This window comes from Rothia sp. P7181 (genome assembly GCF_048513015.1).
Classification (GTDB): Bacteria; Actinomycetota; Actinomycetes; order Actinomycetales; family Micrococcaceae; genus Rothia.
Genome location: NZ_JBLXXZ010000007.1, coordinates 63,698 through 87,397, shown reverse-complemented (window position 1 = coordinate 87,397; position 23,700 = coordinate 63,698). Strand labels below are relative to the sequence as shown.

At 47.1% G+C, this 23,700-nt stretch carries 18 protein-coding genes; 13 read left to right on the top strand and 5 right to left on the bottom strand.

What is annotated here, in order from left to right:
* Window positions 1-30 precede the first annotated feature (30 nt).
* The 3 genes from ACN08Z_RS05025 (at window position 31) to ACN08Z_RS05015 (ending at window position 5,179) form a co-directional block, all read left to right on the top strand.
* A complete protein-coding gene (locus ACN08Z_RS05025) occupies window positions 31-1,629 on the top strand; it encodes an ABC transporter transmembrane domain-containing protein (protein ID WP_419103493.1) in 1,599 nt (532 codons plus the stop codon).
* Entirely contained in the window at window positions 1,622-3,367 is a 1,746-nt protein-coding gene (locus tag ACN08Z_RS05020) for an ABC transporter ATP-binding protein (protein WP_419103492.1), read from the top strand. The genes ACN08Z_RS05025 and ACN08Z_RS05020 overlap by 8 nt, the downstream gene beginning before the upstream one ends.
* Window positions 3,368-3,469: 102 nt before the next feature.
* Complete coding sequence (locus ACN08Z_RS05015; RefSeq protein WP_419103491.1) at window positions 3,470-5,179, top strand: formate--tetrahydrofolate ligase; 1,710 nt, start codon at window positions 3,470-3,472, stop codon at window positions 5,177-5,179.
* Between the two features lie 99 nt (window positions 5,180-5,278).
* On the opposite strand, the gene ACN08Z_RS05010 is transcribed toward ACN08Z_RS05015, so the two are convergent.
* Window positions 5,279-5,962 carry an MBL fold metallo-hydrolase gene (locus ACN08Z_RS05010; RefSeq protein ID WP_419103490.1) on the bottom strand — a complete coding sequence of 228 codons (684 nt, stop codon included), beginning with the start codon at window positions 5,960-5,962 and terminating at the stop codon, window positions 5,279-5,281.
* Window positions 5,963-6,189: 227 nt separating this feature from the next.
* Here ACN08Z_RS05010 and uvrA point away from each other — a divergent pair, with 227 nt between their 5' ends.
* The 10 genes from uvrA (at window position 6,190) to secG (ending at window position 19,079) form a co-directional block, all read left to right on the top strand.
* Window positions 6,190-9,060 (top strand): excinuclease ABC subunit UvrA, encoded by a 2,871-nt coding sequence (gene uvrA / locus ACN08Z_RS05005; protein ID WP_419103489.1) that lies wholly within the window; start codon window positions 6,190-6,192, stop codon window positions 9,058-9,060.
* A 169-nt stretch (window positions 9,061-9,229) separates the two neighbouring features.
* Window positions 9,230-9,916, top strand: coding sequence for a lysophospholipid acyltransferase family protein (locus ACN08Z_RS05000; RefSeq protein WP_419103488.1), 687 nt, complete (start codon window positions 9,230-9,232; stop codon window positions 9,914-9,916).
* A gap of 24 nt (window positions 9,917-9,940) precedes the next feature.
* Window positions 9,941-11,941 carry an excinuclease ABC subunit UvrC gene (uvrC, locus tag ACN08Z_RS04995; RefSeq protein ID WP_419103487.1) on the top strand — a complete coding sequence of 667 codons (2,001 nt, stop codon included), beginning with the start codon at window positions 9,941-9,943 and terminating at the stop codon, window positions 11,939-11,941.
* 106 nt (window positions 11,942-12,047) lie between these two features.
* Window positions 12,048-12,947: an RNase adapter RapZ gene (gene rapZ / locus ACN08Z_RS04990; protein ID WP_419101773.1), complete on the top strand. Its 900-nt coding sequence runs from the start codon at window positions 12,048-12,050 to the stop codon at window positions 12,945-12,947.
* An 8-nt stretch (window positions 12,948-12,955) separates the two neighbouring features.
* On the top strand, window positions 12,956-13,990 hold the full coding sequence (locus tag ACN08Z_RS04985; protein WP_419103486.1) for a gluconeogenesis factor YvcK family protein: 1,035 nt from the start codon (window positions 12,956-12,958) through the stop codon (window positions 13,988-13,990).
* A gap of 63 nt (window positions 13,991-14,053) precedes the next feature.
* The gene (gene whiA / locus ACN08Z_RS04980) at window positions 14,054-15,022 is read left to right on the top strand and encodes a DNA-binding protein WhiA (RefSeq protein ID WP_419101771.1); all 969 of its coding nucleotides are present in this window, start codon (window positions 14,054-14,056) and stop codon (window positions 15,020-15,022) included.
* 381 nt (window positions 15,023-15,403) lie between these two features.
* Window positions 15,404-16,408: a type I glyceraldehyde-3-phosphate dehydrogenase gene (gene gap, locus ACN08Z_RS04975; RefSeq protein ID WP_419103485.1), complete on the top strand. Its 1,005-nt coding sequence runs from the start codon at window positions 15,404-15,406 to the stop codon at window positions 16,406-16,408.
* A 55-nt stretch (window positions 16,409-16,463) separates the two neighbouring features.
* Window positions 16,464-17,687, top strand: coding sequence for a phosphoglycerate kinase (locus ACN08Z_RS04970; protein ID WP_419103484.1), 1,224 nt, complete (start codon window positions 16,464-16,466; stop codon window positions 17,685-17,687).
* 167 nt (window positions 17,688-17,854) lie between these two features.
* Complete coding sequence (tpiA, locus tag ACN08Z_RS04965) at window positions 17,855-18,634, top strand: triose-phosphate isomerase (RefSeq protein ID WP_419103483.1); 780 nt, start codon at window positions 17,855-17,857, stop codon at window positions 18,632-18,634.
* A gap of 190 nt (window positions 18,635-18,824) precedes the next feature.
* Window positions 18,825-19,079, top strand: coding sequence for a preprotein translocase subunit SecG (gene secG, locus ACN08Z_RS04960; protein ID WP_419101767.1), 255 nt, complete (start codon window positions 18,825-18,827; stop codon window positions 19,077-19,079).
* 117 nt (window positions 19,080-19,196) lie between these two features.
* Here secG and pgl read toward each other — a convergent pair whose 3' ends face one another.
* The 4 genes from pgl to tal form a co-directional block, all read right to left on the bottom strand.
* Window positions 19,197-19,970 (bottom strand): 6-phosphogluconolactonase, encoded by a 774-nt coding sequence (gene pgl / locus ACN08Z_RS04955; RefSeq protein ID WP_419103482.1) that lies wholly within the window; start codon window positions 19,968-19,970, stop codon window positions 19,197-19,199.
* Window positions 19,963-20,946, bottom strand: a complete 984-nt coding sequence (locus ACN08Z_RS04950) for a glucose-6-phosphate dehydrogenase assembly protein OpcA (protein ID WP_419103481.1) — start codon at window positions 20,944-20,946, stop codon at window positions 19,963-19,965. The genes pgl and ACN08Z_RS04950 overlap by 8 nt, the downstream gene beginning before the upstream one ends.
* Entirely contained in the window at window positions 20,943-22,478 is a 1,536-nt protein-coding gene (gene zwf, locus ACN08Z_RS04945; RefSeq protein WP_419103480.1) for a glucose-6-phosphate dehydrogenase, read from the bottom strand. Before zwf ends, ACN08Z_RS04950 begins: the two co-directional genes overlap by 4 nt.
* A 116-nt stretch (window positions 22,479-22,594) precedes the next feature.
* Window positions 22,595-23,698: a transaldolase gene (gene tal, locus ACN08Z_RS04940; RefSeq protein ID WP_419103479.1), complete on the bottom strand. Its 1,104-nt coding sequence runs from the start codon at window positions 23,696-23,698 to the stop codon at window positions 22,595-22,597.
* Window positions 23,699-23,700 lie beyond the last annotated feature (2 nt).

The following is a 23,700-nucleotide window of genomic DNA, read 5'->3' as shown; positions in this document are numbered from 1 at the left end:
CCTTCTTTTTGAGAAAGTTGATAACCACTAGTGGCATCTTCTGAGCAGCAACAGAACCGTCCGTCGACGCAGGTGTCGTTTCGTCTTCGTCCTCCGGGGGTTCGCTACAACTCATTTCGCTGGTATTTACCTTTCGTCAGTGAAACACTTGCTGGGATAGCAACAATTTTTCTTCCAGCCTTTATCGGGAATATCATCAGCGCCCACGCTCAAGGGGACAGCTCATGGGCTTGGAAACTCACCACCGGTTTGAGCATCCTCATCGTACTCTTGATCGCCAACGAATATATGGGTTGGGGCACGGCCTTTAGAAATATTGCGGCCTTAGACCGAGATTGGAAACGGTACGCTTGCTCCTATATTCCTCAGCTTAAAAACACTTCAGACCCAGGGAATATTATTACGGTCGTCAACAAAGACACCAAAACGGTTGCCTACCTTTATCAGCCTCTTATGACGACGATGAGCGGACTAAGCATCATCGTATTAGGTGCCGTTCAATTGTGGCTCATTAACCCTCTTATCGCGGTGGTCTCTTGCGCTGGTGTGCTGCTAACACTCGTCACTATTACCGTTATCTCTCGTTTTCTTGAAAAACGTGCTGCCTATGCTCGTGAAAAAGTTGGTGTGAACACCTCCTACGCTTCTGATATTTCAAGTGCGCTAAGAACTATTGTCGGACTTGGGGTACAGCAAACAATGATGAGCCGATACCGTCAAACCGCTGTAGAAGTCCGCCATTCGCAGCTTTCCTATCAACGTTTGCAAAGTTGGAGTGCTTTTAGCCGAGTCTTCCTGATTGGCATGACGACCATGGCGGCTGTTGCTCTGGCACTTCGTGGAGAAATCATCCATGCACACTGGGTAACCACTATTCCTGCTGAACAGTTAGTGACCGTCACCGGAATCATCTCGATGATGGTTTCACCTGTATGGTCAATGGAATTTTTCTTGTACATGTGGCGTCAAGCTCGCGTCTCACTTTCCCGCATCGAAGAACTTAAAGAACGCACCCAAAAAACATTTCACCATAATGGGGATAAGTCTGCGACCCAAAACTACGAGAGTAACCTATCTTCAGGAAGAGTGCATTACCTCAACCCGAAAAAATATCAGCTCAGTGCCGAACACCTTGCTGACGTTCTCACTCAAGAACTGCAACAACGCTACGGGGCACATAACGTTCTTCTCTCTCGCTCTCAACCGATGATTTTTGCAGGAACGCTAGAAGAACATCTGCAATTGGGGCAAACAGAAGAAATGACTCAAGAACGTATGAGCCAGCTCCTCGAACTCAGCGACGCTCAAGAAATTGTTCATCGGCTAGACCCACAACGAACCGGAGATTATGCTCAATGTCTGATTAACTCTGAAGGCACTAATCTTTCAGGAGGACAACGTCAACGACTAGGGTTAGCTCGCGCTTTGGCACAGAATAAAACACACCTAGTTCTTTGCGAACCTATTAACTCCGTGGACGAACCGAGCCAACGTTTCATCCTCGACCGATTAGAAGAAGAATGTTGTGAAGATGGCCTTCTAGAACATCTTCACGGCGTTTATATTGTCAGTACTACTGTTGAAACAGAAAAACGTAGAATCCTTCAAGAAAGCATGATCGATGGCTAAACTTCTTCCCATTGCTCCGGCACAAACAACATGGAAAATTGTTGCTCGATCAATTTTTGCGACACCTCAACGCGTATTCTGGATTTTTATACTGTTTACTCTTTCCTCGCTAGCTACTCTCATAACACCTTGGTATATCGGAAAACTGGTTGATGCCGTACTTAATCAGGAACTGCGCACCTACCCCTGGCAATCTTTAGCATATATCGCTATCTCTGTTGTGATATCAGCATGGTTGACGCGTCAATGGCTCTATCAGAGTCAAATTATTGGTACACGAGTTCACCAAGATTTAGGTGTTCAACTGGTTGAATCGTCGATGAACCTCGACGCTCAAACTATTGAAGACGCCGGAAGCGGAGACCTCGTATCCCGTATCACCAACGATTTAGAAGCTATTCGAGATATCATTACCAGCGGTATTCCAGAACTCACCGCCACCATTATTCGTATCTTTATTTTTTGTGGCTCTATTTTTGTGTTATCTGTGCCGTTAGGTATGGTGACCATCCCGATGCTATGCTTTCTCGCAATAAGTCTGAGGTTCTTTCTGCCCAAAATTGCTCAGGGAATGCTGAACATTGCCGGACGATCTTCAGAACTGACTACCGTCATGACAGAAAACGTTCGAGGTGCACAAACTATCCGCTCTTTAGGTGTGAGCCAACATCGTCAAACAATACTTGACCAGCGTATTGACGCTTTTTATGACGACACCTACCGTCTTGTGCAAGTGCGTGCCACGTTCTGGGCGGTAAACGCCTTCAACAACTATCTTCCGCTATTGCTCACCATGCTGTGGGGATACTATTGTGTGCAGCAGGGTTGGGCTACTTGGGGTGAAGTATCTACCGCCGCAATTTTGATGTTCTCTTTACGAATCAACGTCGAAATCATGACTTTTTGGATTACCAGAATGCGTGAAATGACCGTAAGTATGGGGCGTATTTGCGGGGTGATTGACCTATGCTCACAACAGCAACATCGTCGCCAACAGAATCATCAAAAATACTCTGAAACAGTACCTCACACAGCTACGGTACATATTGAACAGATGAGCTATGGTTACACTCCTGATAACCATGTGATTCACCATATTGACCTAGATATTCCTGAAAGACAGTCTTTAGCTCTCATTGGACGTTCTGGTTCTGGTAAAACAACTCTCGCACGGCTAATCGCTGGGTCGTTGACAGCATCTTCCGGGCAGATTGCTGTTCTGGGCGAACGAGTAGGCGACGGGCGATACCCCACCACACCGGCCGCAGACGGTCGCCCCCGACTACTAATTTGCACCCAAGAAGCTCACCTGTTCCTTGGAACTATTGCAGAAAACCTTAATATGGTCTGTACTCAGGCGTCAGAGGCTGAAATGTATCACGCCCTTGAAGCTGTTGGTGCTTCATGGATTCACCACTTCAATGACGGATTACACACCCGAGTTGGGGGAGAGCACTCTGCCGACAACGCGGTAACCCTCAGCGAACAGCAGATACAGCATATTGCTTTAGCACGTATCGTTTTAGCTAATCCACATGCTGTGATTTTGGACGAATCAACAACTGCCTTAGAACTAGAACAAGCACGTCAGAGCCTGAACGCTATCTTTAAAGACCGAACGGTTATCATTATTAGCCACGATGCACGTATTACGAGCCTTGCCCAACGAGCAGTGCTTTTAGAAAACGGCAGTATCGCCGACATGGGTGAGACCGAAGAGATTTTGCGTCAAGCTTGAACAGTACAACGCCAAAAAGTTCTTCACGAACCATAGTGTTTTAGGTCATGTTCAACATAAGATAGGAGACGAGAAAAACTCTCAACAGAGAAGGAACACCTCATGGCACAACCATTTCCTAGCGACCTAGAAATCGCACAGAAAGCAACTCTCAAACCAATTAACGAGATTGCTCAACAAGCAGGCATCAACGAAGACCGCCTCGAAAATTATGGAAAGTACGTAGCAAAAGTTCTTCTAGACGAAACAACTAATGCGCACACCGCACAAGCCCGCAATTCCAAATATATTGTTGTTACTGCCGTAACACCGACCCCACTTGGTGAAGGGAAAACCGCAACCTCTGTCTCACTAGCTCAAGGAATGGGGCAGATTGGTAAGAGCGCAATGCTCACCCTGCGACAGCCCTCCATGGGGCCTACGTTCGGTATCAAAGGAGGCGCAGCCGGTGGCGGATACTCTCAGATTGTCCCCATGGAAAAGCTAAACCTTCACCTCACCGGAGATTTCCATGCGGTAACAGCCGCACATAACATGCTCGCAGCCATGATTGATAACCACCTGCATCACGGCAATGAGCTAGGCATCGACTCCCGAAGTATCTCATGGCGTCGAGTTCTCGATATCAACGACCGCTCCTTACGCAACGTCGTAATCGGGCTTGGCGAGAGAATGGACGGAGTCCCTCGAGAAACCGGCTTCGATATTACCTCCGCCAGCGAAATCATGGTAATTCTTTCTCTCGCAAAATCTCAGCAGGACCTCCAAGAACGCCTTGGCCGTATCGTCATCGGATACACTCATGAAGGTGAGCCCGTTACCGCCAAAGACCTCAAAGCAGACGGCGCGCTCGCCGTTATTCTTTCTGACGCGATACACCCCAACCTCATGCAAACCCTTGAACATACTCCCGCACTGATTCACGCAGGCCCCTTTGGTAATATCGCCACAGGAAACTCCTCAATCCTTGCCGACTATGTTGGGCTTGAACACGCGGATTACGTGATTACAGAAGCTGGTTTCGGTGCAGACATGGGAGCAGAACGCTTCTTCAACGTCAAATGCCGTGTATCAGGTCTTAAACCTGATGCAGCAGTTCTTGTTGTGACGGTACGTTCACTCAAATCTCATTCTGGACGATACACCATCACACCGGGCAAACCTCTTCCACCAGAGCTTCTGGAAGAGAACCCACACGATGTAGAAGCTGGCGCAGCAAACCTCAAAAAACATTTAGATATCGTTCGCAGCTTCGGAGTACAACCTGTCGTTGCCATCAACGCTTTCCCTAGTGATTACCCTTCAGAGCATGAGGTGATTGCGCGTATCGCTGAAGAATCAGGTGCCCGTGTTGCTATCCACCGTGGCGTTGCTGAAGGTGGACGAGGGACTGTAGAACTTGCAGAAGCAGTCGTTCAAGCATGTGAAGAATCGCATGAGCTCACCTTCACCTACAATGACGACGACTCCCTCGCTGAAAAGCTTCAAAAAGTTGCTGTCAACGTATACGGCGCAGACGATATTGAGCTGAGTGCATCTGCTCGAAAACAATTACGTCGTTTTGAAGAGCTTGGTTACGGGAAACTTCCGGTTGTTATCGCAAAAACACACCTTTCAATATCTTCTGACCCCAAACTCAAAGGCGCACCTACAGGTTGGACTATGCCCGTACGCGAAGTGCGTCTGGCAGCGGGAGCCGGATACGTTTACGCCATTTGTGGCACCATGCGCACCATGCCTGGGCTAGCTAAATCTCCAGCAGCTGAGCGCATCGGTTTTGACGCAGAAGGAAAAATTACTGGACTGTTCTAAACCAACAGTCTGTACTCCTATCACGACATATAGCTGGTGGTGGAGAACCTTGTAAGAGGTTCTCCACCACCAGCTATGTGTACAACATAGTGTGTTTGACTACCAGCCGCGCTCTTTCCACTGCTCTAGAGACGGACGCTCCTGACCTAACGTCGTGCCCTTCCCATGACCTGGAAGAACCACCGTGTCATCCGAAAAAACATCAAATAATTTTGTGGTGACATCATGAAAGAGAGAACAAAAATCTTCTGGAGAATCTGTTTTACCGACTCCACCAGGGAAGAGAGAATCGCCAGAGAAAATAACTGTCGGAAGACCCTCAGCTGTGAGAACATATGCAATAGAACCAGGGGTATGACCTACTAAAGAAATGGTTTCTAAACGATACGAAGAATACTCAAAACGCTCTTGACCATGAAGCTCGTGATGTACCCGATAATTTTCTTGGGACTCAATAGCCTGAATATCTGCTGCCCCAGCATACGTTCTTGCACCAGAGGCCTCAGCAACAGCTTCTAAAGCGCGGATATGATCCCAATGCCCGTGGGTTGTAAAAATAGTCGTAATCCTTGCCGAACCGCCACCATCTAAAACATCATGGCATGCAACGTCACGGGCAAAAGAACATAGACGTTCAGCATCCGCTGCAGCATCAATCATGATCTGCTCACCACTGCGAATATTGGTGAGTAGATAAACATTATTTTCCATCTGCGAGACGGACAATGAACGAAGCGTTATATCATCAGTCGAAAAAAGAAGAGTACCGAGAGAATCTGTCATGGTATGTAGTCTACTTGGAAAACTTGCTCTACCAGAAGCTCTATGACAGACCAAGACACTACCCGCTCCAACCTAAAACCCAGTATTCTAGACGAAAAAGAATCCCCATGAGTGAAGTTATGTGCGTCAAACTTTTGCGCCCCTTGCAACGTAGAGTAGTCAAAGCACCAGAAAACACTTAGAATATATCTTCGAACACATAGATAGTTTTAAGGCTGAGGAACACCATGGCAGAGACAACTGCACATCAACGAAACCAAGAACATATCCACGTTCAAGGTGCACGAGAAAACAACCTCAAAAATGTAGACCTCGTTATACCAAGAAACTCCATGGTCGTTTTCACCGGACTCTCCGGCTCCGGAAAATCTTCACTAGCGTTCGATACCATCTTCGCTGAAGGGCAACGCCGCTACGTAGAATCCCTCTCAGCCTATGCACGAATGTTCCTCGGACAAGTAGATAAACCTGACGTAGATTTTATTGAGGGCCTCTCACCCGCAGTTTCCATCGATCAGAAATCTACCTCAAAAAACCCTCGCTCTACCGTCGGAACTATCACCGAAATCTACGACTATATGCGCCTTCTCTGGGCACGTATCGGACACCCGCATTGCCCCGAATGTGGAGAAGAAATCTCACAACAGAGCCCTCAACAAATCGTTGACCAGCTCATGGCACTACCCGAGAAAACCCGTTTTCAAGTGTTATCTCCCGTCGTCTCAGCACGTAAAGGAGAATTCGTCGACCTCTTCCTAGAACTCTCTGCACAAGGTTTTTCTCGCGCTCGCGTCGACGGAGAAAACATTCAACTTTCTGACCCACCAAAACTCGCTAAACAATATAAACACACTATTGAGGTTGTCGTAGATCGTCTTGTCATTAAAGACAGCATCCAACAACGTCTCACAGACTCCATCGAAACCGCTCTTAAACTGAGCGAAGGAAACGTACTCATTGACTTTGTCGATGAAGATGAAAACTCACCGAAACGCACACGACGTTTTAGCGAACATTTAGCATGCCCTCAAAATCATCCTGTGCAAATGGAAGAAATTGAACCGCGTGTGTTCTCCTTCAACTCCCCATTTGGTGCGTGTTCTGCTTGTGACGGTATTGGGTTTACTCTCGAAGTTGATGAAGACCTGATTATTCCTAATCCTCAAGCAACGATTCGTGAAGGCGCAATTGCTCCGTGGTCACAAGGTAAAGCAACCTCCGAATACTGGATACGTTTGCTAGAAGGCCTTGCACAGGAACTTGACTTTAGCCTTGATACTGCATGGAATAAACTTCCCGCAAAGATTCGTCAGAGCATTCTAAAAGGTAAAGATTATAAGGTTACTGTCTCGTATCGAAATCGGTTTGGACGTGAACGACGCTATACCTCTGGTTTTGAAGGCGTCTACGCATACATTAAACGTAAACACGAAGAAACCGAATCTGAATGGTCTAAAGACCGTTACGAACAATATATGCGTAACGTTGCGTGCTCTACCTGCGGGGGAGCACGTCTCAACCGCACGATACTGGCGGTTACTGTAGGCGGAGCTTCCATCGCCGATATTACGGAGATGCCGCTACGCGAAGCTCTTGAGTTCATGCGTTCACTTTCTTTGAGCGAACGTGAAGCGCACATCGCCGACCTCGTACTCAAAGAGATTGACGCACGTCTGCAGTTCTTACTTGATGTGGGACTAGACTATCTGACATTAGGGCGTGCTGCATCTACGCTCTCAGGCGGTGAAGCGCAACGTATTCGTCTGGCCACTCAAATAGGCTCTGGTCTTGTTGGTGTTCTTTATGTTTTAGATGAGCCTTCTATTGGGCTTCACCAAAGAGATAATCGACGTTTGATTGAGACGTTAACAAAATTGCGGGACATGGGAAACACTCTCATCGTGGTAGAACATGATGAAGACACCATGAAAGAAGCGGACTGGATTGTGGATGTTGGTCCTGGTGCTGGTGAACATGGTGGGAGAGTCGTTCATTCTGGAACCTATGAGGAGCTGCTCAACAATACAAAATCGATAACTGGCGACTATATGGCAAAGCGTCGTGTCATTGATATTCCCAAGAATCGTCGTGCCATTGATAAAAAACGTATGCTCAAGGTATGCGGAGCACGCGAAAACAACCTCAAAAATATTGATGTTTCGTTCCCTCTCGGTGTTTTAACCGCGGTGACGGGTGTTTCTGGTTCAGGTAAATCCACCTTAGTCAATGACATTCTTTACACGGCATTAGCTCAGAAACTTAACGGAGCTAAGCAAGTGCCTGGACGTCATACCAAAATTGTTGGTTCTGAACATCTCGATAAGATTATTCACGTGGATCAGTCTCCCATTGGTCGTACACCTCGTTCTAACCCCGCAACATATACTGGAGTTTTTGACCATATTCGTAAACTTTTTGCTGAGACTCAAGAAGCAAAGATGCGTGGTTATCTTCCTGGCCGTTTTTCGTTTAACGTCAAGGGTGGACGATGCGAGGACTGTTCTGGCGATGGAACTCTTAAAATTGAGATGAACTTCTTGCCAGATGTGTATGTTCCGTGCGAAACCTGCCACGGCAAACGATATAACCGCGAGACCTTAGCGGTGTTGTACAAAGGTAAGAGTATCGCTGACGTTCTTGAAATGCCGGTTGAAGAGGCTGCTGAATTCTTTGCCGCTTTTTCTCCCATTGCCCGCCATCTGAATACTTTGGTTGATGTGGGCTTAGGCTATATTCGGTTAGGGCAACCTGCTACAACGTTATCGGGTGGAGAAGCTCAACGCGTCAAACTCGCATCTGAATTGCAGAAACGTTCTAATGGGCGTTCTATCTATGTTCTTGATGAACCAACAACGGGTCTGCACTTTGAAGATATCCGAAAGCTACTACATGTACTTCAGGGGCTTGTTGATAAAGGAAACTCTGTCATTACTATTGAGCATAATCTTGACGTTATTAAATCTGCTGACTGGGTGATTGATATGGGCCCTGAAGGTGGTAGCGGTGGCGGAACTGTGATTGCAGAAGGTACTCCCGAAAAAATTAGTACGGTTGAGGGGTCTCATACCGGCGCTTTCTTGGCAGAATTGTTGAACTGACCTTCTTGGGTGTGTTGCCAAAATAGCTGAGATTGATTTTCAATGGTCATGCTACGTTATGTGCGCATAAGGTGAGCTTACGGTTGCTATGATTCTTCTAACTGACTATGGAAAATATGATGTCTTGGGATGTTGATAACAAATCTCTAAACATCGTGGAGGGAAGCTGATGCGCCTATATCAGAACACTCAAAAGACCATTACTTTTCTTTTAAGAACTGTATTTCGCGCACGGGTGACAGGATTAGAGAATTTTCCTGAGCGTGGGCCTGTGATCGTGGCTTCTAACCATTTAGCTTTTTTGGACTCCGTGATTATTTCAGCTCTCATGCCTCGAAGAGTGGCGTTTCTTGCAAAATCAGAATATGTTAACACTCCAGGGATACGCGGAAAAATCATGAAGAAGCTGTTTGACGTCATTGATATTATTCCGGTGAATCGTTCTGATCGTTCAGAATCAATGAAAGCCTTAGAACGCGCCTTAGCGGTATTAGAAGAAGATCGCGTATTTGGTATTTATCCGGAAGGTACACGTTCTTTAGACGGACGTTTATATCGTGGAAAAATTGGTGTGGCATGGTTAGCGCATATGACGGGTGCTCCAGTTATCCCTATTGGTCTAATTGGTACTGATCGCCTTCAGAAACAGGGTTCGATGATGGTTTATCCTCGACGTTTTACTGTGCGTGTTGGAAAACCGTTATATTTTCCTCGCACTGGTGAAAAAATGAGCGGGAAGATGCGTCGAGAAACAACCGATAAAATCATGGATGAAATTGCTCAGCTTTCGGGACAAGCTCGAGAAAATGTTTATAACGTTTCGCCTTCAGCGTCTCGCGATGGAGGAAAAGTTTAAGGCTATCGTAGAGAAAGGTTACGTGTGGCAGATCCAGCAAGTTATCGTCCTGCATCGGGGCAGATACCTACCTCGCCGGGGGTTTATCGTTTTCGTGATGAACACGGCAGAGTAATCTATGTTGGAAAGGCTAAAAACCTTCGCAATCGCCTGAACTCGTATTTTCAGCAGGTCTCAGCGTTAAGCCCTAAAACTTATGCGATGGTGCATGCTGCTTCTTCGGTGGAGTGGACTGTTGTTAAGAATGAGATTGATTCACTTCAATTAGAGTACACCTGGATTAAAGAATATAAGCCACGATATAACATCGTTTTTCGTGACGATAAAACATACCCGTATCTTGCGATTACGATGAAAGATGCTTTCCCTCGTGTGCAGATTATGCGCGGAGAGAAGAAGAAAGGTGTCCGATATTTTGGTCCGTATACACAGGTTTGGGCTATCCGCGAGACCTTGGAGACTCTACTAAAAGTATTTCCATTGCGTACCTGTTCTGCTGGGGTGTTTCGTCGTGCTCAAAAAACAGGACGTTCGTGTCTTCTGGGATATATCAACAAATGCTCAGCGCCGTGTATTGGTCGTATCTCTGAAGAGGAGCACTATGATTTAGCGCAGCAGCTATGCCGTTTTATGAGTGGTGGTTCTGAGAAGTTTATAGCTGAGCTAAAACAGCAGATGAAGGCGGCTGCCGCTGAACTAGATTTTGAGAAAGCTGCTGGTTTGCGTGATGACCTTCTAGCATTAGAGAAGGTTTTTGAACGGAATACGGTTGTTCTTGCTGATAGTACTCACGCCGATTTTTTTGCTTATGCAGGTGATGAGTTAGAGATTGCGATTCAAGTATTTTTTGTTCGTGCGGGCAAGATTCGTGCTCAGCGCGGGTGGATTGTTGAACGCTCTGGTGAAGAAGAGGACGCTGCCTTAATAGAGAAGCTCTTGATGCAAGTCTATGGAGAATATGTGTTGGGGGAATCAGGAGAGCATGATGACCAAGAACGAAATGAGTTTGAGATTCCTCCTCATATTGTTGTTCCGGTTCTTCCCGAGAATCAGAGCCGTTTAGAGCAATGGCTTTCTCAATGTCGTGGTTCGTCGGTGCGGATTACGAGCTCTCCGCGTGCAGAGCGCCGTGAGCTGTTAGAGACCGTTGAAGAAAACGCACAACAGTCTTTAGCTGTTCATAAGTTACGTCGTGCTGGAGATTTGACGACTCGTTCAGCATCTTTGGTGGAGCTTCAAGAAGCTTTGGAATTAGACGTTCCTTTATTGCGCATCGAATGCTATGACATTTCTCATATTCAAGGTTCGCATGCGGTAGGGTCAATGGTTGTTTTTGAAGATGGGCTACCTCAAAAAAATCAGTACCGTAAATTCACAATTTCTGAAAAGAATGCTGGCGATGATGTCGGCAGTATGTATGAAGTCATTACACGACGTTTTAAAAGATATCTTCACGAAAAATCTGAAGGGACGAAGATTTCTTCTGCCTCTGAATCGGGTATAGAGCGCTCTGCACCAAAGTTTGCGTATCCTCCTAACTTGCTGTTAGTGGATGGTGCGAGCGCTCAGGTGGCTGCGGCTGAACGTGCCCTAGCAGATTTGAATATTGAGGGTGTGTATGTTGCGGGTATTGCTAAAAGACTAGAAGAAATATGGGTTGTAGATGATGAGTTTCCGATTATTTTGCCTCGTTCGTCGCAGGCTCTTTTCTTGATTCAGCGTATTCGTGATGAGGCTCATCGTTTTGCGATTACTTTTCATCGTTCTCGCCGTGCCAAGGCGATGGTTGCTTCTGCATTGTCAGGTATTGATGGTCTGGGGGAGAAGAAGCGTCAGGCATTATTGGATTATTTTGGGTCTTTAGCAGAAGTCAAAAAAGCTTCGTTGCAAGAGCTTCAACAGGTGCCAGGTGTGGGGCCTTCTCTGGCTCAAAAAATTGTTGATTATTTTGCGGCTGAACAGCAGAGTGTTAGTGCCGGAACTGCCGGTGTTGATATGTCTACGGGAGAACTTTTAGATAGCTAAGTTTTAGTTTCATCATGTACGGTAGTAGCTAGGAGTAGCATCGGTGTAAACTAATACATATTTTAGTTTTGGAGATGTTCTCAGAGCTGACGAAAGAGACAAAGCTATGGTTGATACTCATAACCTCGAAGTAGTGAGGGAAAAACGTCCTGAGATTCTCGTCGTAACGGGTATTTCTGGGGCTGGACGAAGCACCGCTGCCAATGTCCTCGAAGATGAGGGTTGGTATGTTGTTGATAATATCCCACCGCAGATGTTGCAGGCTCTAGCTGATTTGGTGATGCGTGCCCCTGATGCGATGCCACGTCTTGCTATTGGCATTGATGTGCGGGCACGTGCGTTGTTTAATGATTTGCCGAGTGCTATTGATACCTTGCGTAAGTCTAATGTGAACTTCCGGATGTTGTTCCTTGACGCTAAAGATGAGGATATTATCGCTCGATATGAGTCTCAGCGTCGTCCTCATCCGTTACAGGGTGAAGGGCGTGTTGTTGATGGTATTGCTCGTGAGCGTAAGATTTTTGAGGCTTTGAAAGAAGCCGCTGATTCTGTGATTGATACTTCTGGAAAGAATGTGCATGAGCTCGCTCATGTGATTCGTTCGATGTATTCTTCGAGCAAACCTGGTGTTTTGAATCTGACAGTTATGAGCTTTGGATTCAAGTATGGTGCCCCAACTGATGCGAACTATATGGCAGATATGCGTTTTATTCCGAATCCTCATTGGGTTCCGGAATTGCGCCCTTACACTGGTGAGGATGCTCCAGTTCGTGACTATGTGATGGAGAACCCTGGAACGATAGAGTTTCTTGAGAACTATATGAAGACTCTGAAACCTGTTCTGAAGGGGTATCGTCAAGAGGGTAAGCATTACGCCACGATTGCTATTGGTTGTACCGGCGGTAAGCATCGTTCTGTTGCTGTTTCTACAGAGATTGCTCGTCGTCTCCGTGAATTGCCTGATGTGAATGTGAATCTGCAACATCGAGATATGGGGCGAGAATAACAGTGAGCATGTATCAGTTACCTACCGCTCCTATTAAGTTACCTGAGAATCTGAGAACTTTTAAAGATCGTTCTCGTCGTCATCGTCCGGTGAAAGTTGCTGCTCTTGGTGGCGGGCATGGTTTATATGGCTCGTTATCTGCTTTGCGTCACGTGACTTCTGATTTGACGGCTATTGTGACGGTTGCTGATGACGGTGGTTCTTCTGGTCGGTTACGTCAAGATTTTGGGGTGTTACCTCCAGGAGATTTGCGTATGGCGTTGAGCGCTTTATGTGATGATACTGATTGGGGTCGGACGTGGCGTGATGTGATGCAGCGTCGTTTTCATTCGACGGTTCAGAATCCTTCTAGTGGTTTAGAAGATCATGCTTTAGGCAATCTGTTGATTGTGACCTTGTGGCAATTACTTGAAGACACTGTCGCTGGTTTGGACTGGGCTGGGGCTTTGCTGAATGCTCGTGGTCGGGTTCTGCCGATGTCTTGTGAACCGTTGGTCATTGAAGGCGATGACGTCCGTTATGATGATGCTGGAGTGCCAGTGGTCGAGCATGTTGTCGGTCAGGTTAATGTTGCTAAGGTGGCTCGGGCTGAGAATGTGAAGCTCACTCCTGAAGGTGCTGAGGCTTGTGAAGAGTCTGTTCAATCGATTCTTGAAGCTGACTGGGTGATTCTTGGTCCTGGTTCTTGGTTTACGTCGGTTCTTCCTCATTTGTTATTGCCGGGGATTCGCGATGCGTTATTGCAGACTGAAGCGAAGATTTGTGTGGTGATGAATCTTGAGCTGGAGGATCGGGAAACTCTGGGAATGAGTGCTTCTGAGCATCTTCGTATTTTGCGTAAATACGTTCCAGAATTTAGGCTTAACGCGGTGATAGCGGATTGTGACGGTATGGGCTCACCTGATGAGCTTAATAAGGTTGCAGCTGAGTTGGGCGGTAAGGTTTTTTGGAGATCTGTGCGTAATAGTGTGGAAAGAAACGTGCACGACCCGCTTAAGCTTGGAGCGGCCTATCAAGAAGTGTTTAGAACTTATTTGTCGTAGCGGTATTTCACTGTTGTTTATGAAGGTGACATCGCATCTATATGTTTTTGGAGGAATTGCCGTATGGCACTAACGGCTTCGGTTAAAGAAGAACTTGCCCGCTATGAATCGACGAAGTCTTCGGTTCGTAAGGCTGAGGTCTCAACTATTTTGCGTTTTACCAGTGGTTTGCATTTGGTGTCGGGCAAGATTGTGATTGAGTCTGAGGTGGATCTTGAATCTACTGCTTTGCGTTTGCAATATAACATTGCTGAGATGTATGGGCGTGAGTCTGAGATTACGTCGGTCTCTGGTGGTGGTTTACGACGAGGTGGTCGTTATATCGTTCGTGTCACTAGTGGCGGTGAAGCATTGGCTCGTCAGACTGGTCTTTTAGATAGTCGTGGTCGTCCTGTGCGTGGTTTGCCTCCTGCCGTGGTGAACGGTTCGTTAGCTGATGCTGAGGCTGTGATGCGTGGTGCGTTTTTGGCTCATGGGTCTTTGACGGAGCCTGGTCGTTCTTCAGCGTTAGAGTTTACGTGTCCCGGTCCGGAGGCGGCTCTTGCTTTGGTTGGTGCTGCTCGGCGTCTTGACGTGATTGCTAAGGCACGTGAGGTGCGTGGCGTGGATCGTGTTGTCGTGCGTGATGGTGAGACTATCGGCATGTTGTTGGAACGTATGGGTGCTAATGAGACGTTGAATAGTTGGCGTGAACGTCGTGCCCGTAAAGAAGTTCGAGCTACGGCTAATCGTTTGGCTAATTTTGATGATGCTAATTTGCGTCGTTCTGCTCAGGCTGCTGTTGCAGCTGGTGCTCGTGTGGAGCGTGCTTTGGAGATTCTTGGTGATAGGGTTCCGGAGCATTTGCGATATGCAGGGGAGTTGCGTGTTGCTCATAAGCAGGCGTCTTTGGATGAGTTAGGGCGTTTGGCTGATCCTCCTATGACCAAGGATGCTATTGCTGGTCGTATTCGTCGTTTGTTAGCTATGGCGGATAAGCGTGCTTCTGAGTTGGGAATTCCTGGTACGGATGCTGGTCATGGTGATTTGTAGCCTGTAGATATAAGCAGGGCTCATGGGTCTGAGGTTTTGCCTCAGGCCCATTGTTTTTGTGGGATGGGTACACGCATCAATGTGGGGATGTGTGTGTATTGTGTATGCTGCTATTCCTCTTTGAGGGATAAAAACTGTAAAAAGCACGAAAAACAACAGTTGTTTTGGGGATAAAACGGAGTTTTCCAAAAATTCACCAAATAAAACTACAGAAACACACCCAAACTCACATATTTTGTCGTAAGATATTAACAGAACCGGACGGAAGCCCAAGGAACTTTAGGGCTAAACCACACAAGGTAAGGTTCTAAGGTCGAGAAAGTGAGACTTTCGCTTTCCGTCCTCTAATAATTCACTGAATAATGAGGAGTTTGATTCCCAGTGACTGTACGTGTAGCAATTAACGGCTTTGGCCGCATCGGTCGTACCTTCTTCCGCGCAGCAGCAAAAGATGGCGCAGGATTCGAAATTGTCGCAGTTAACGACCTAACTGACGCAAAAACTTTGGCACACCTGCTCAAGTACGATTCCATCATGGGCACCTTCGAAAGTGATGTTCAGGTCAAAGACGGCAACCTTGTTGTTGACGGCAAAGAAATCAAGATTCTTGCAGAGCGCGAGCCTGCAAACCTTCCTTGGGCAGACCTTGGCGTAGACGTTGTTCTCGAATCCACCGGTCTTTTCACCGAGGGTACCAAAGCTAAAGCTCACATCGAAGCTGGCGCAAAGAAGGTTATCCTTTCTGCACCTGGTAAGAACATCGACGGCACCTTCGTTATGGGTGTTAACGACAGCGATTACGACTCTGAGACCATGCACATCGTCTCTAACGCATCTTGCACCACCAACTGCCTTGCACCTATGGCAAAGGTTCTTAACGACAAGTTCGGTATCGAACGCGGCTTGATGACCACCATCCACGCATACACCGCTGACCAGCGTCTACTCGACGCTCCTCACCGCGACCTTCGTCGTGCACGTGCAGCAGCGTTGAACATGGTACCTACCTCCACCGGTGCAGCAGCAGCAGTTGGACTTGTTCTTCCTGAACTCAAGGGTAAACTCGACGGCTTGGCAGTTCGCGTTCCTACCCCCACCGGCTCTGTTGTTGACTTGACCTTCGAAGCTTCTAAAGAAGTTACCGTTGAAGAAGTTAACGCAGCAGTACGCGAAGCAGCTGAAAACGAATTCGCAGGCATCATCAAGTACAACGAAGACCCCATCGTCTCCAAGGACATCGAAGGTGAGCCTATCTCTACCGTATTCGACGCACCTTTGACCAAGGTTATTGGCAACCAGGTTAAGGTCTTCGCATGGTACGACAACGAATACGGTTACGTATCACGCCTTGTAATGTTCACCAACAAAGTCGTAGCAGCTCTCTAATCTAGACTGCCTTTTAGGTACTCTGTCTCAACCAACTGTATTGGAGAAGAACATCATGGCACACGCTCTCGATGAACTCATCGCTGAAGGTGTATCGGGCCGTCACGTTCTCGTTCGCTCAGACTTGAACGTGCCACTCAAAGGCACCACTGTTACTGACGACGGCCGTGTCAAAGCATCACTGCCAGTTTTGAAAAAACTAGCAGACGCTGGCGCACGCGTCATCGTTACCGCTCACCTCGGTCGCCCCAAAGGCAAAGTGGATCCACAATATTCCATCGCGCCAGCAGCCGCACGCCTTGCAGAACTAGCAGACTTCAACGTCGTTGTTGCAACTGACGTTGTCGGTGAAGATGCACAAGCTAAAGCTGCTGCTCTGAAAGATGGTGAAGTGCTCGTTGTAGAGAACGTTCGTTACGACGCACGTGAAACCTCTAAAGACGACGCAGAACGCGGTGCCTTCGCTGACGAACTCGTAGCACTTACTGGTGAAAACGGAGCATACGTTGACGACGCCTTCGGTGCTGTACACCGTAAACATGCTTCTGTCTACGACGTTGCTAAACGTCTTCCATCCTACCTTGGCGACCTCGTCAAAAAAGAAGTTGATGTTCTAGCAAAGACCCTCAACAACCCAGAGCGTCCTTTTGTTGTCGTCATGGGTGGCTCCAAAGTCTCCGATAAACTTGCAGTTATCGACAACCTCATCGGTAAAGCAGACACCCTGCTAATCGGTGGCGGTATGGGATACACTTTCGCAGCTGCACAAGGCTACAAAGTCGGCAAGTCAATTCTTGAAGAAGACCAAATCGAGAATGTTCAGCGATACTTGAAAGAAGCTCCTGAAAAGGGAACTGAAATCATTATCGCAAGCGACATCGTCTGGTCTGATGACTTCTCCAACGACGCAAACACCGAAATTCGCCCCATCGAAGACCTCGAAGGCGGAAAACTCGGCGCTGAAGCAGAAGGCCTAGACATCGGTCCTAAAACACGCGAAATCTTTGCTGAAAAGATTAAGGCAGCTAAGACCGTGTTCTGGAACGGCCCAGTTGGTGTCTTCGAAATTCCAGCATTCTCTGAAGGAACCAAGAGCGTTGCGCAAGCACTCGTCTCTTCAGAAGCATTCTCTATTATCGGCGGCGGCGACTCAGCTTCAGCTGTTCGCAACCTCGGTTTTGACGATGCACAGTTTGGACATATTTCCACCGGTGGTGGAGCTTCCCTCGAATACATTGAAGGTAAGACTCTTCCCGGATTAGACGCACTAGGTGCCTAAAAATATCTAGACATGGCGGGTTACCTCTGGTGACCCGCCATTGTCGTATAACAGCACTACTAGATATGCTTAGATAAGTAAGTTCTAAAACCGTAGACCAACTCGGTGCACATATCTAGGCTTACAATAAAAATCGCCGCATCAGCGGAGAAAAGGACTCAACAAATATGACCCGCAAACCTTTTATTGCCGGTAACTGGAAAATGAATATGGATCACACCCAAGGTGTGACTTTGATGCAGAAGCTCGCGTGGACTCTTGACGACGCAAACTTCAACTACGACAACACCGAAGTTGTTGTGTTCCCACCCTTTACCGATATTCGCTCCGTGCAGACCCTCGTAGATGGGGACAAACTTCAGGTACGCTACGGTGCACAAGACCTATCCGATAAAGACTCTGGCGCATACACCGGAGATATCTCCGGAGCATTCCTCTCAAAACTTGGTGCACGCTATGTTCTCGTCGGACACTCAGAACGTCGTACCATCCACGCCGAAAGCGATGCTATCTGCGCAGCAAAAGTACAAGCTGCATACCGTCACGAACTCACCCCCGTCTTGTGTGTTGGTGAAGGGCTAGAAACTCGTGAAGCTGGAAACCACGTTGAATTTACTCTGGAACAGCTTCGTGGCTCCATTGAAGGACTCACCGCAGAACAAGCTGAAACACTTGTGATTGCATACGAACCAGTATGGGCAATCGGCACCGGAAAAGTAGCAACTTCTGCTGACGCACAAGAGATGTCTGCAGCAATCCGAGCTGAAATGGAGAAACTCTACAACGCTGACGTTGCTGAAAAAGTTCGTGTACTCTACGGCGGATCTGTTAAAGCGACTTCTGCACCAGAAATTTTGGCAGAAAACGACGTTGACGGTGTTCTTGTTGGTGGCGCTTCTCTCGATGCTGCTGAGTTCGCTCAGATCGCACATTTCGACGCACGCTAAAATAATCTCAAAGGGCTTAAACTTCTGGTGGTATATACAGAGCATCAATATCACCAGAAGTTTAAGTACCTATAGATGGCGAAGAAGTTCAGAATATAGAAGAACTCATTAGCCATCGGAGCAAAAATTAGCGTATAGTTTTCTTGTGCCCTTATCGGGCTTAATACACAATTGCGGACGAAAGGCTCTCGTGGAGACTCTCAAAATCACGTTGATGGTGATTATCGCTATTGCGAGCGTACTAACAATCTTGTTGGTGCTCCTGAACCGTAGCAAGGGCGGCGGCCTTTCAGATATGTTCGGAGGTGGCATGACTACCTCCCTAAACTCATCAGGGTCTGCCTCAAAGAACCTCGTGCGACTAACCATTACGGTTATCCTGATCTGGGTATTTGCTATTGTCAGCTACGGTTTGGTGCTTCGTTTCGAAAGCGCAATGGTCTAAAGAAAAGTTTTTATATAACAACATTAAAAAGTTGGGGTTCTCACTAATAGCAGTGAGAACCCCAACTCTTTTTTACTTCTTTAAAATTCTATAGGACATCTTCTCAATACCGTACCACTATTTCTGGTGAGCAGAATCTGTGATGAGAATAGTCGTTCGTTCTAATGCCCTCGCCCCACGAGCAGGTGTCTGGCGAAGCATTTGAGCCGTAATTTTCTCATACGGTAAATCTCGCGTCTCTACGAGTCGAGAAGCCGCCTGAATCTTATCTTCACCAGAGATTAAGAACCATATCCGACGAGCATAACAAATAACAGGTAGCGTTAACGAAACTCGAGTACTTGGAGGTTTAGGAGACTGATGGATAGCAACAGCAATATTCTCGGTATCGAACACTTCATCCCGCTCAGGGAACAACGAAGCAATATGCCCATCTGGACCCATTCCCAAAAGTAGAACATCAAAAAGAGGAGTCTTCTGATCTGTTGAGGAATGTTCTGCTAACTCACGAACATATGCCTTTGCGGCTTCTTCTGGGCTATCAAAAACATCACTAGCACCCATACGATGAATATTGTCAGAAGGAACAGAAACCTGCGAAAAGAAGGCATCATATGCCTGCTTTTCGTTACGGTCGTCATGCCCCGTCGGAACGAAACGTTCATCAGACCACCAAAAATGCACGTTCTCCCACGAAAAGTCCTCTAAAAACTGAATATAGTGGGGGAGAGTCTCTAACAATTTAGTGCCCATACTGCCACCGGTGAGACATACATCAGCACGGTTGCGTACACGTAAAGACTCTTGTATTACCTCAAAAAAATGCTGAGCCGTATTTTGTGCAAGTTCTTCTGGCGTTGTATAAGAAATAATTTCCGGCTTTTTAAGCATCGAAAGGCTCCGTCCATTCTACGCCTTCAGGTTTATCTTCATCGCTGCTTAGCTCAACCAAAATATTACCTTGGTGGAGAGCCTCTTGTAAGACTTCACCATAGACTTCATCGGGGTCAAGACGTCGAAGTTCCTCCGCTAAACACTCAGCAAGGGTTCGCACTGGAAGAGCAATCTGCTGATGAGGAGTACCGGGAGAGGACACTGTAGCAATATTTGTTTCAGGACGATCTATCACAATCGAACCGTCTTCACGTTCTAAAACAACTCGATACAAGCCACGTTCTAATTTAGTAGTTGCCAAATTGACCTGTGCATCGAGCCGATGACCAAGCCACGCACCAAGCAAAACAACAGAAGGCGATTGAGCAGAACCATAAACCACAACTCGTGTAACCTTTTGAGGTGGCACCTGATCTAGAATAGCCGCTAATTGTATTCTCCATAAGGTGAGTCTGCTCCATGCAAGATCAGTATCACCAGCAGAATAACTTTCAGAAAGTTTTTCCAACGTAATCATTGGATCTGCCTCACGGGCAGAGTCGGTGATACGGCGCTGAGCTATCCGACCGATAGAATGGCGTGCTGGATGATCAGGAACAGAATGTGGCCACCACACAACAATAGGAGAATCTGGTAGGAGCAACCCCGAGATGAGAGATTCTGTTGCGTGAGCAGCTTGCCCCCAACCTCTCAACACAATGAGGTCAGAAGCTCCAGCTTCTCCACCAACCTCAATCTTTGCATCTAACCGGTTCTTAGCATCTGCGTCTTCGCTAATATGCATGATGATACGACAAGGATGCTCATGAGATGCTCGCTGAGCAGCTTCTAACGCGGCAGAAGAATGCCCAGGATCAGCCAAAATGACGAGGGTAAGAACTCGACCTGATGTGGTATTACCAGTCTCTTCGCGAAGACGCGAGATTTCTTTTTCAATACGAGCGGTATCTGTCTGTTCAAGATGAGAAATCATGGGCGTCTCCAAACACGATGATCGCGAGCTAATAGTAAGTGAGCAGATTCAGGCCCCCAAGAACCGGGAGCATAAGGCTCCGGCTTAACCTGGTGTTCTTGCCAATACTGTTCAAAAGGATCAAGAATTTTCCATGACAGCTCAACTTCTTCATGGCGGGGGAACAAAGGCGGTTCACCCAACAGAACGTCGAGGATAAGACGCTCATAGGCTTCAGGAGATTCTTCTGTGAAAGAATGGCTATACCCAAAGTCCATGTTCACGTCTCGAATCTCCATCTGAGTTCCAGGAACTTTAGAAGAGAACCTAATAGTGATACCTTCATCGGGTTGGACTCGAATCACGATAGCGTTCTGCCCAGCATCGTCACTATTGTTAAATAGTAGATTAGGTGACTTTTTAAGTATTAACGCAATCTCCGTTACACGTCGCCCAAGACGCTTGCCTGTCCGTAGATAGAACGGCACACCCGCCCAACGTCGAGTATTAATATTGAGCTTGATTGCGGCAAAAGTTTCTGTTCGAGAATCCGCAGGAATATCTTTTTCGTCAAAGAAACCATTTGCTTCTTCTCCACCTTGATAACCACCGGCATATTGCCCAATAGCAAAAGCCTCTGCAAGGTTCTCTGGAAGAGTCACCGCATCAAGAACTTTCTCTTTTTCTGCGCGTAGATGATGAGCGTTAAAACTAATGGGCTCTTCCATGGCTGTCAAAGCTAATAGCTGTAAAAGATGATTTTGGATGACGTCTCGAGCTGCGCCGACACCATCATAATAGCCTGCACGCGAACCAATACCGATAGGCTCTGCCATCGTAATCTGTACATGGTCGATATAGTTAGCGTTCCAAAGTGGCTCAAACATCTGATTAGCAAAACGCATTGCCAAGATATTCTGTACTGTTTCTTTGCCAAGATAATGGTCGATACGGAATACCGAATCCTGAGGGAACACCGACTCAACAATAGAGTTAAGCTCTCGTGCAGACTCTAAATCGTGCCCAAAAGGCTTCTCAACAACAACACGACGCCACTCACGTGAACCTTCTTGTTGCTGTGCTAACCCGTGCTTTGCAAGCATCTGAAGGACCTGCTCAAAAGCTTTAGGAGGTATTGACAGGTAGAATGCGTGGTTCCCTTGAGTTCCACGACTCTCCTTCAGCTCGTCGAGAGTCTGTTTGAGCTGCTCAAACGCGTTGTCATCGTCAAAAGCACCTTGAACAAAACGGATACCAGAAGAGAACTGGTTCCATACATCATCCCTAAAAGGAGTTCTAGAATGTGCTTCGACTGATTCGCGCACTTGATGACGGAAATCATCATCTGACCACTCGCGACGTCCAAAACCGACAAGACCAAAATTAGGAGGAAGTAAACCACGATTGACTAAGTCATAAACCGCGGGCAGTAGCTTTTTACGAGCAAGATCGCCGGTAACTCCAAAAAAGACCAGAGAACTCGGGCCGGCAACGCGGCTCAGTCTTTTATCGCGAGAGTCCCTCAACGGGTTAGTTTCGTGACCGTTAGGCACAGTACATATTCCTTAGAAAGATTGTTGTGTATTGGCGGCAACCTCTCCATCGTAGGGGAGGCTGCCGCCAAGAGCGAGTTCGCGCCAGTAGGGTGATGACGTCTAACGCTAGAAGATTATGCTGAAGCTAGTGCTTGACGAATAGTTTCGAGAAGCTCTTCCCACGAAATATCGAACTTCTTAAGTCCTTCGTCTTCCAAAAGCGTAACGACCTCTTGATACGAAATACCTAGAGACTCGATGGCGTTAAGGATTTTATCGGACTCATCGTAGGTAGAGGTAATGGTATCTCCCGTAACAACACCGTGATCATAAGTCGCTTCAAGAGTTTTCTCAGGAACGGTGTTAACACATTGTGGCGCAACAAGACCCGTAACGTACAAGGTGTCAGGAAGCGCTGGATCTTTAGTTCCGGTGGAAGCCCATAGCGGACGCTGAATATTCGCACCAGCTGCGGCGAGACGTTCCCAACGCTGTGAAGAGAATGCTTCTTCAAAAACCTGATAGGCCAAACGAGCGTTTGCCAAACCAGCTTTACCTTTGAGAGCTTTAGCCTCGTCTGTGCCGATAGCCTCAAGGCGAGCATCAATCTCAGAATCTACACGAGAGATAAAGAACGAAGCTACAGAATGAATCTTTGACAAATCTTTACCATTTTCTAATGCTTGCTCTAAACCAAGCATATATGCATTGATTACTGCGCGATAACGGGATAACGAGAAAATAAGCGTCACGTTAACAGAAATGCCCTCAGCTAGAGTCTGAGCGATTGGCTCAAGACCTTCTTCTGTAGCTGGAATCTTAATCATCACGTTTTCGCGATCAACACGAGAAGCTAGAGCTTTTGCCATAGCTGCAGTTTCAGCTGACTGACGAGCTAGACGTGGATCTACCTCGATAGAGACGCGACCGTCGCGTCCTTGAGATGATTCATAGACAGGAGCAAAAATGTCGCAGGCTGCACGAACATCGTCGGTGGTAATGGTGAAGACAGCTTCTTCGACGTCTACGCCTTCTTCTGCAAGTTCTTTAACCTGCTCAGCATAAGACTCTCCTTGAGAAAGTGCGCCAGCGAAGATGGTGGGGTTGGTAGTTACACCTGCAACATTGCGAGAAGAGATAAGTTCTTCAAGGTTCCCAGAGGTGATGCGCTCACGGGAGAGATCGTCAAGCCAAATAGATACACCAGCATCGGTGAGTTTTTGAGTAGGGGTAGTCATAA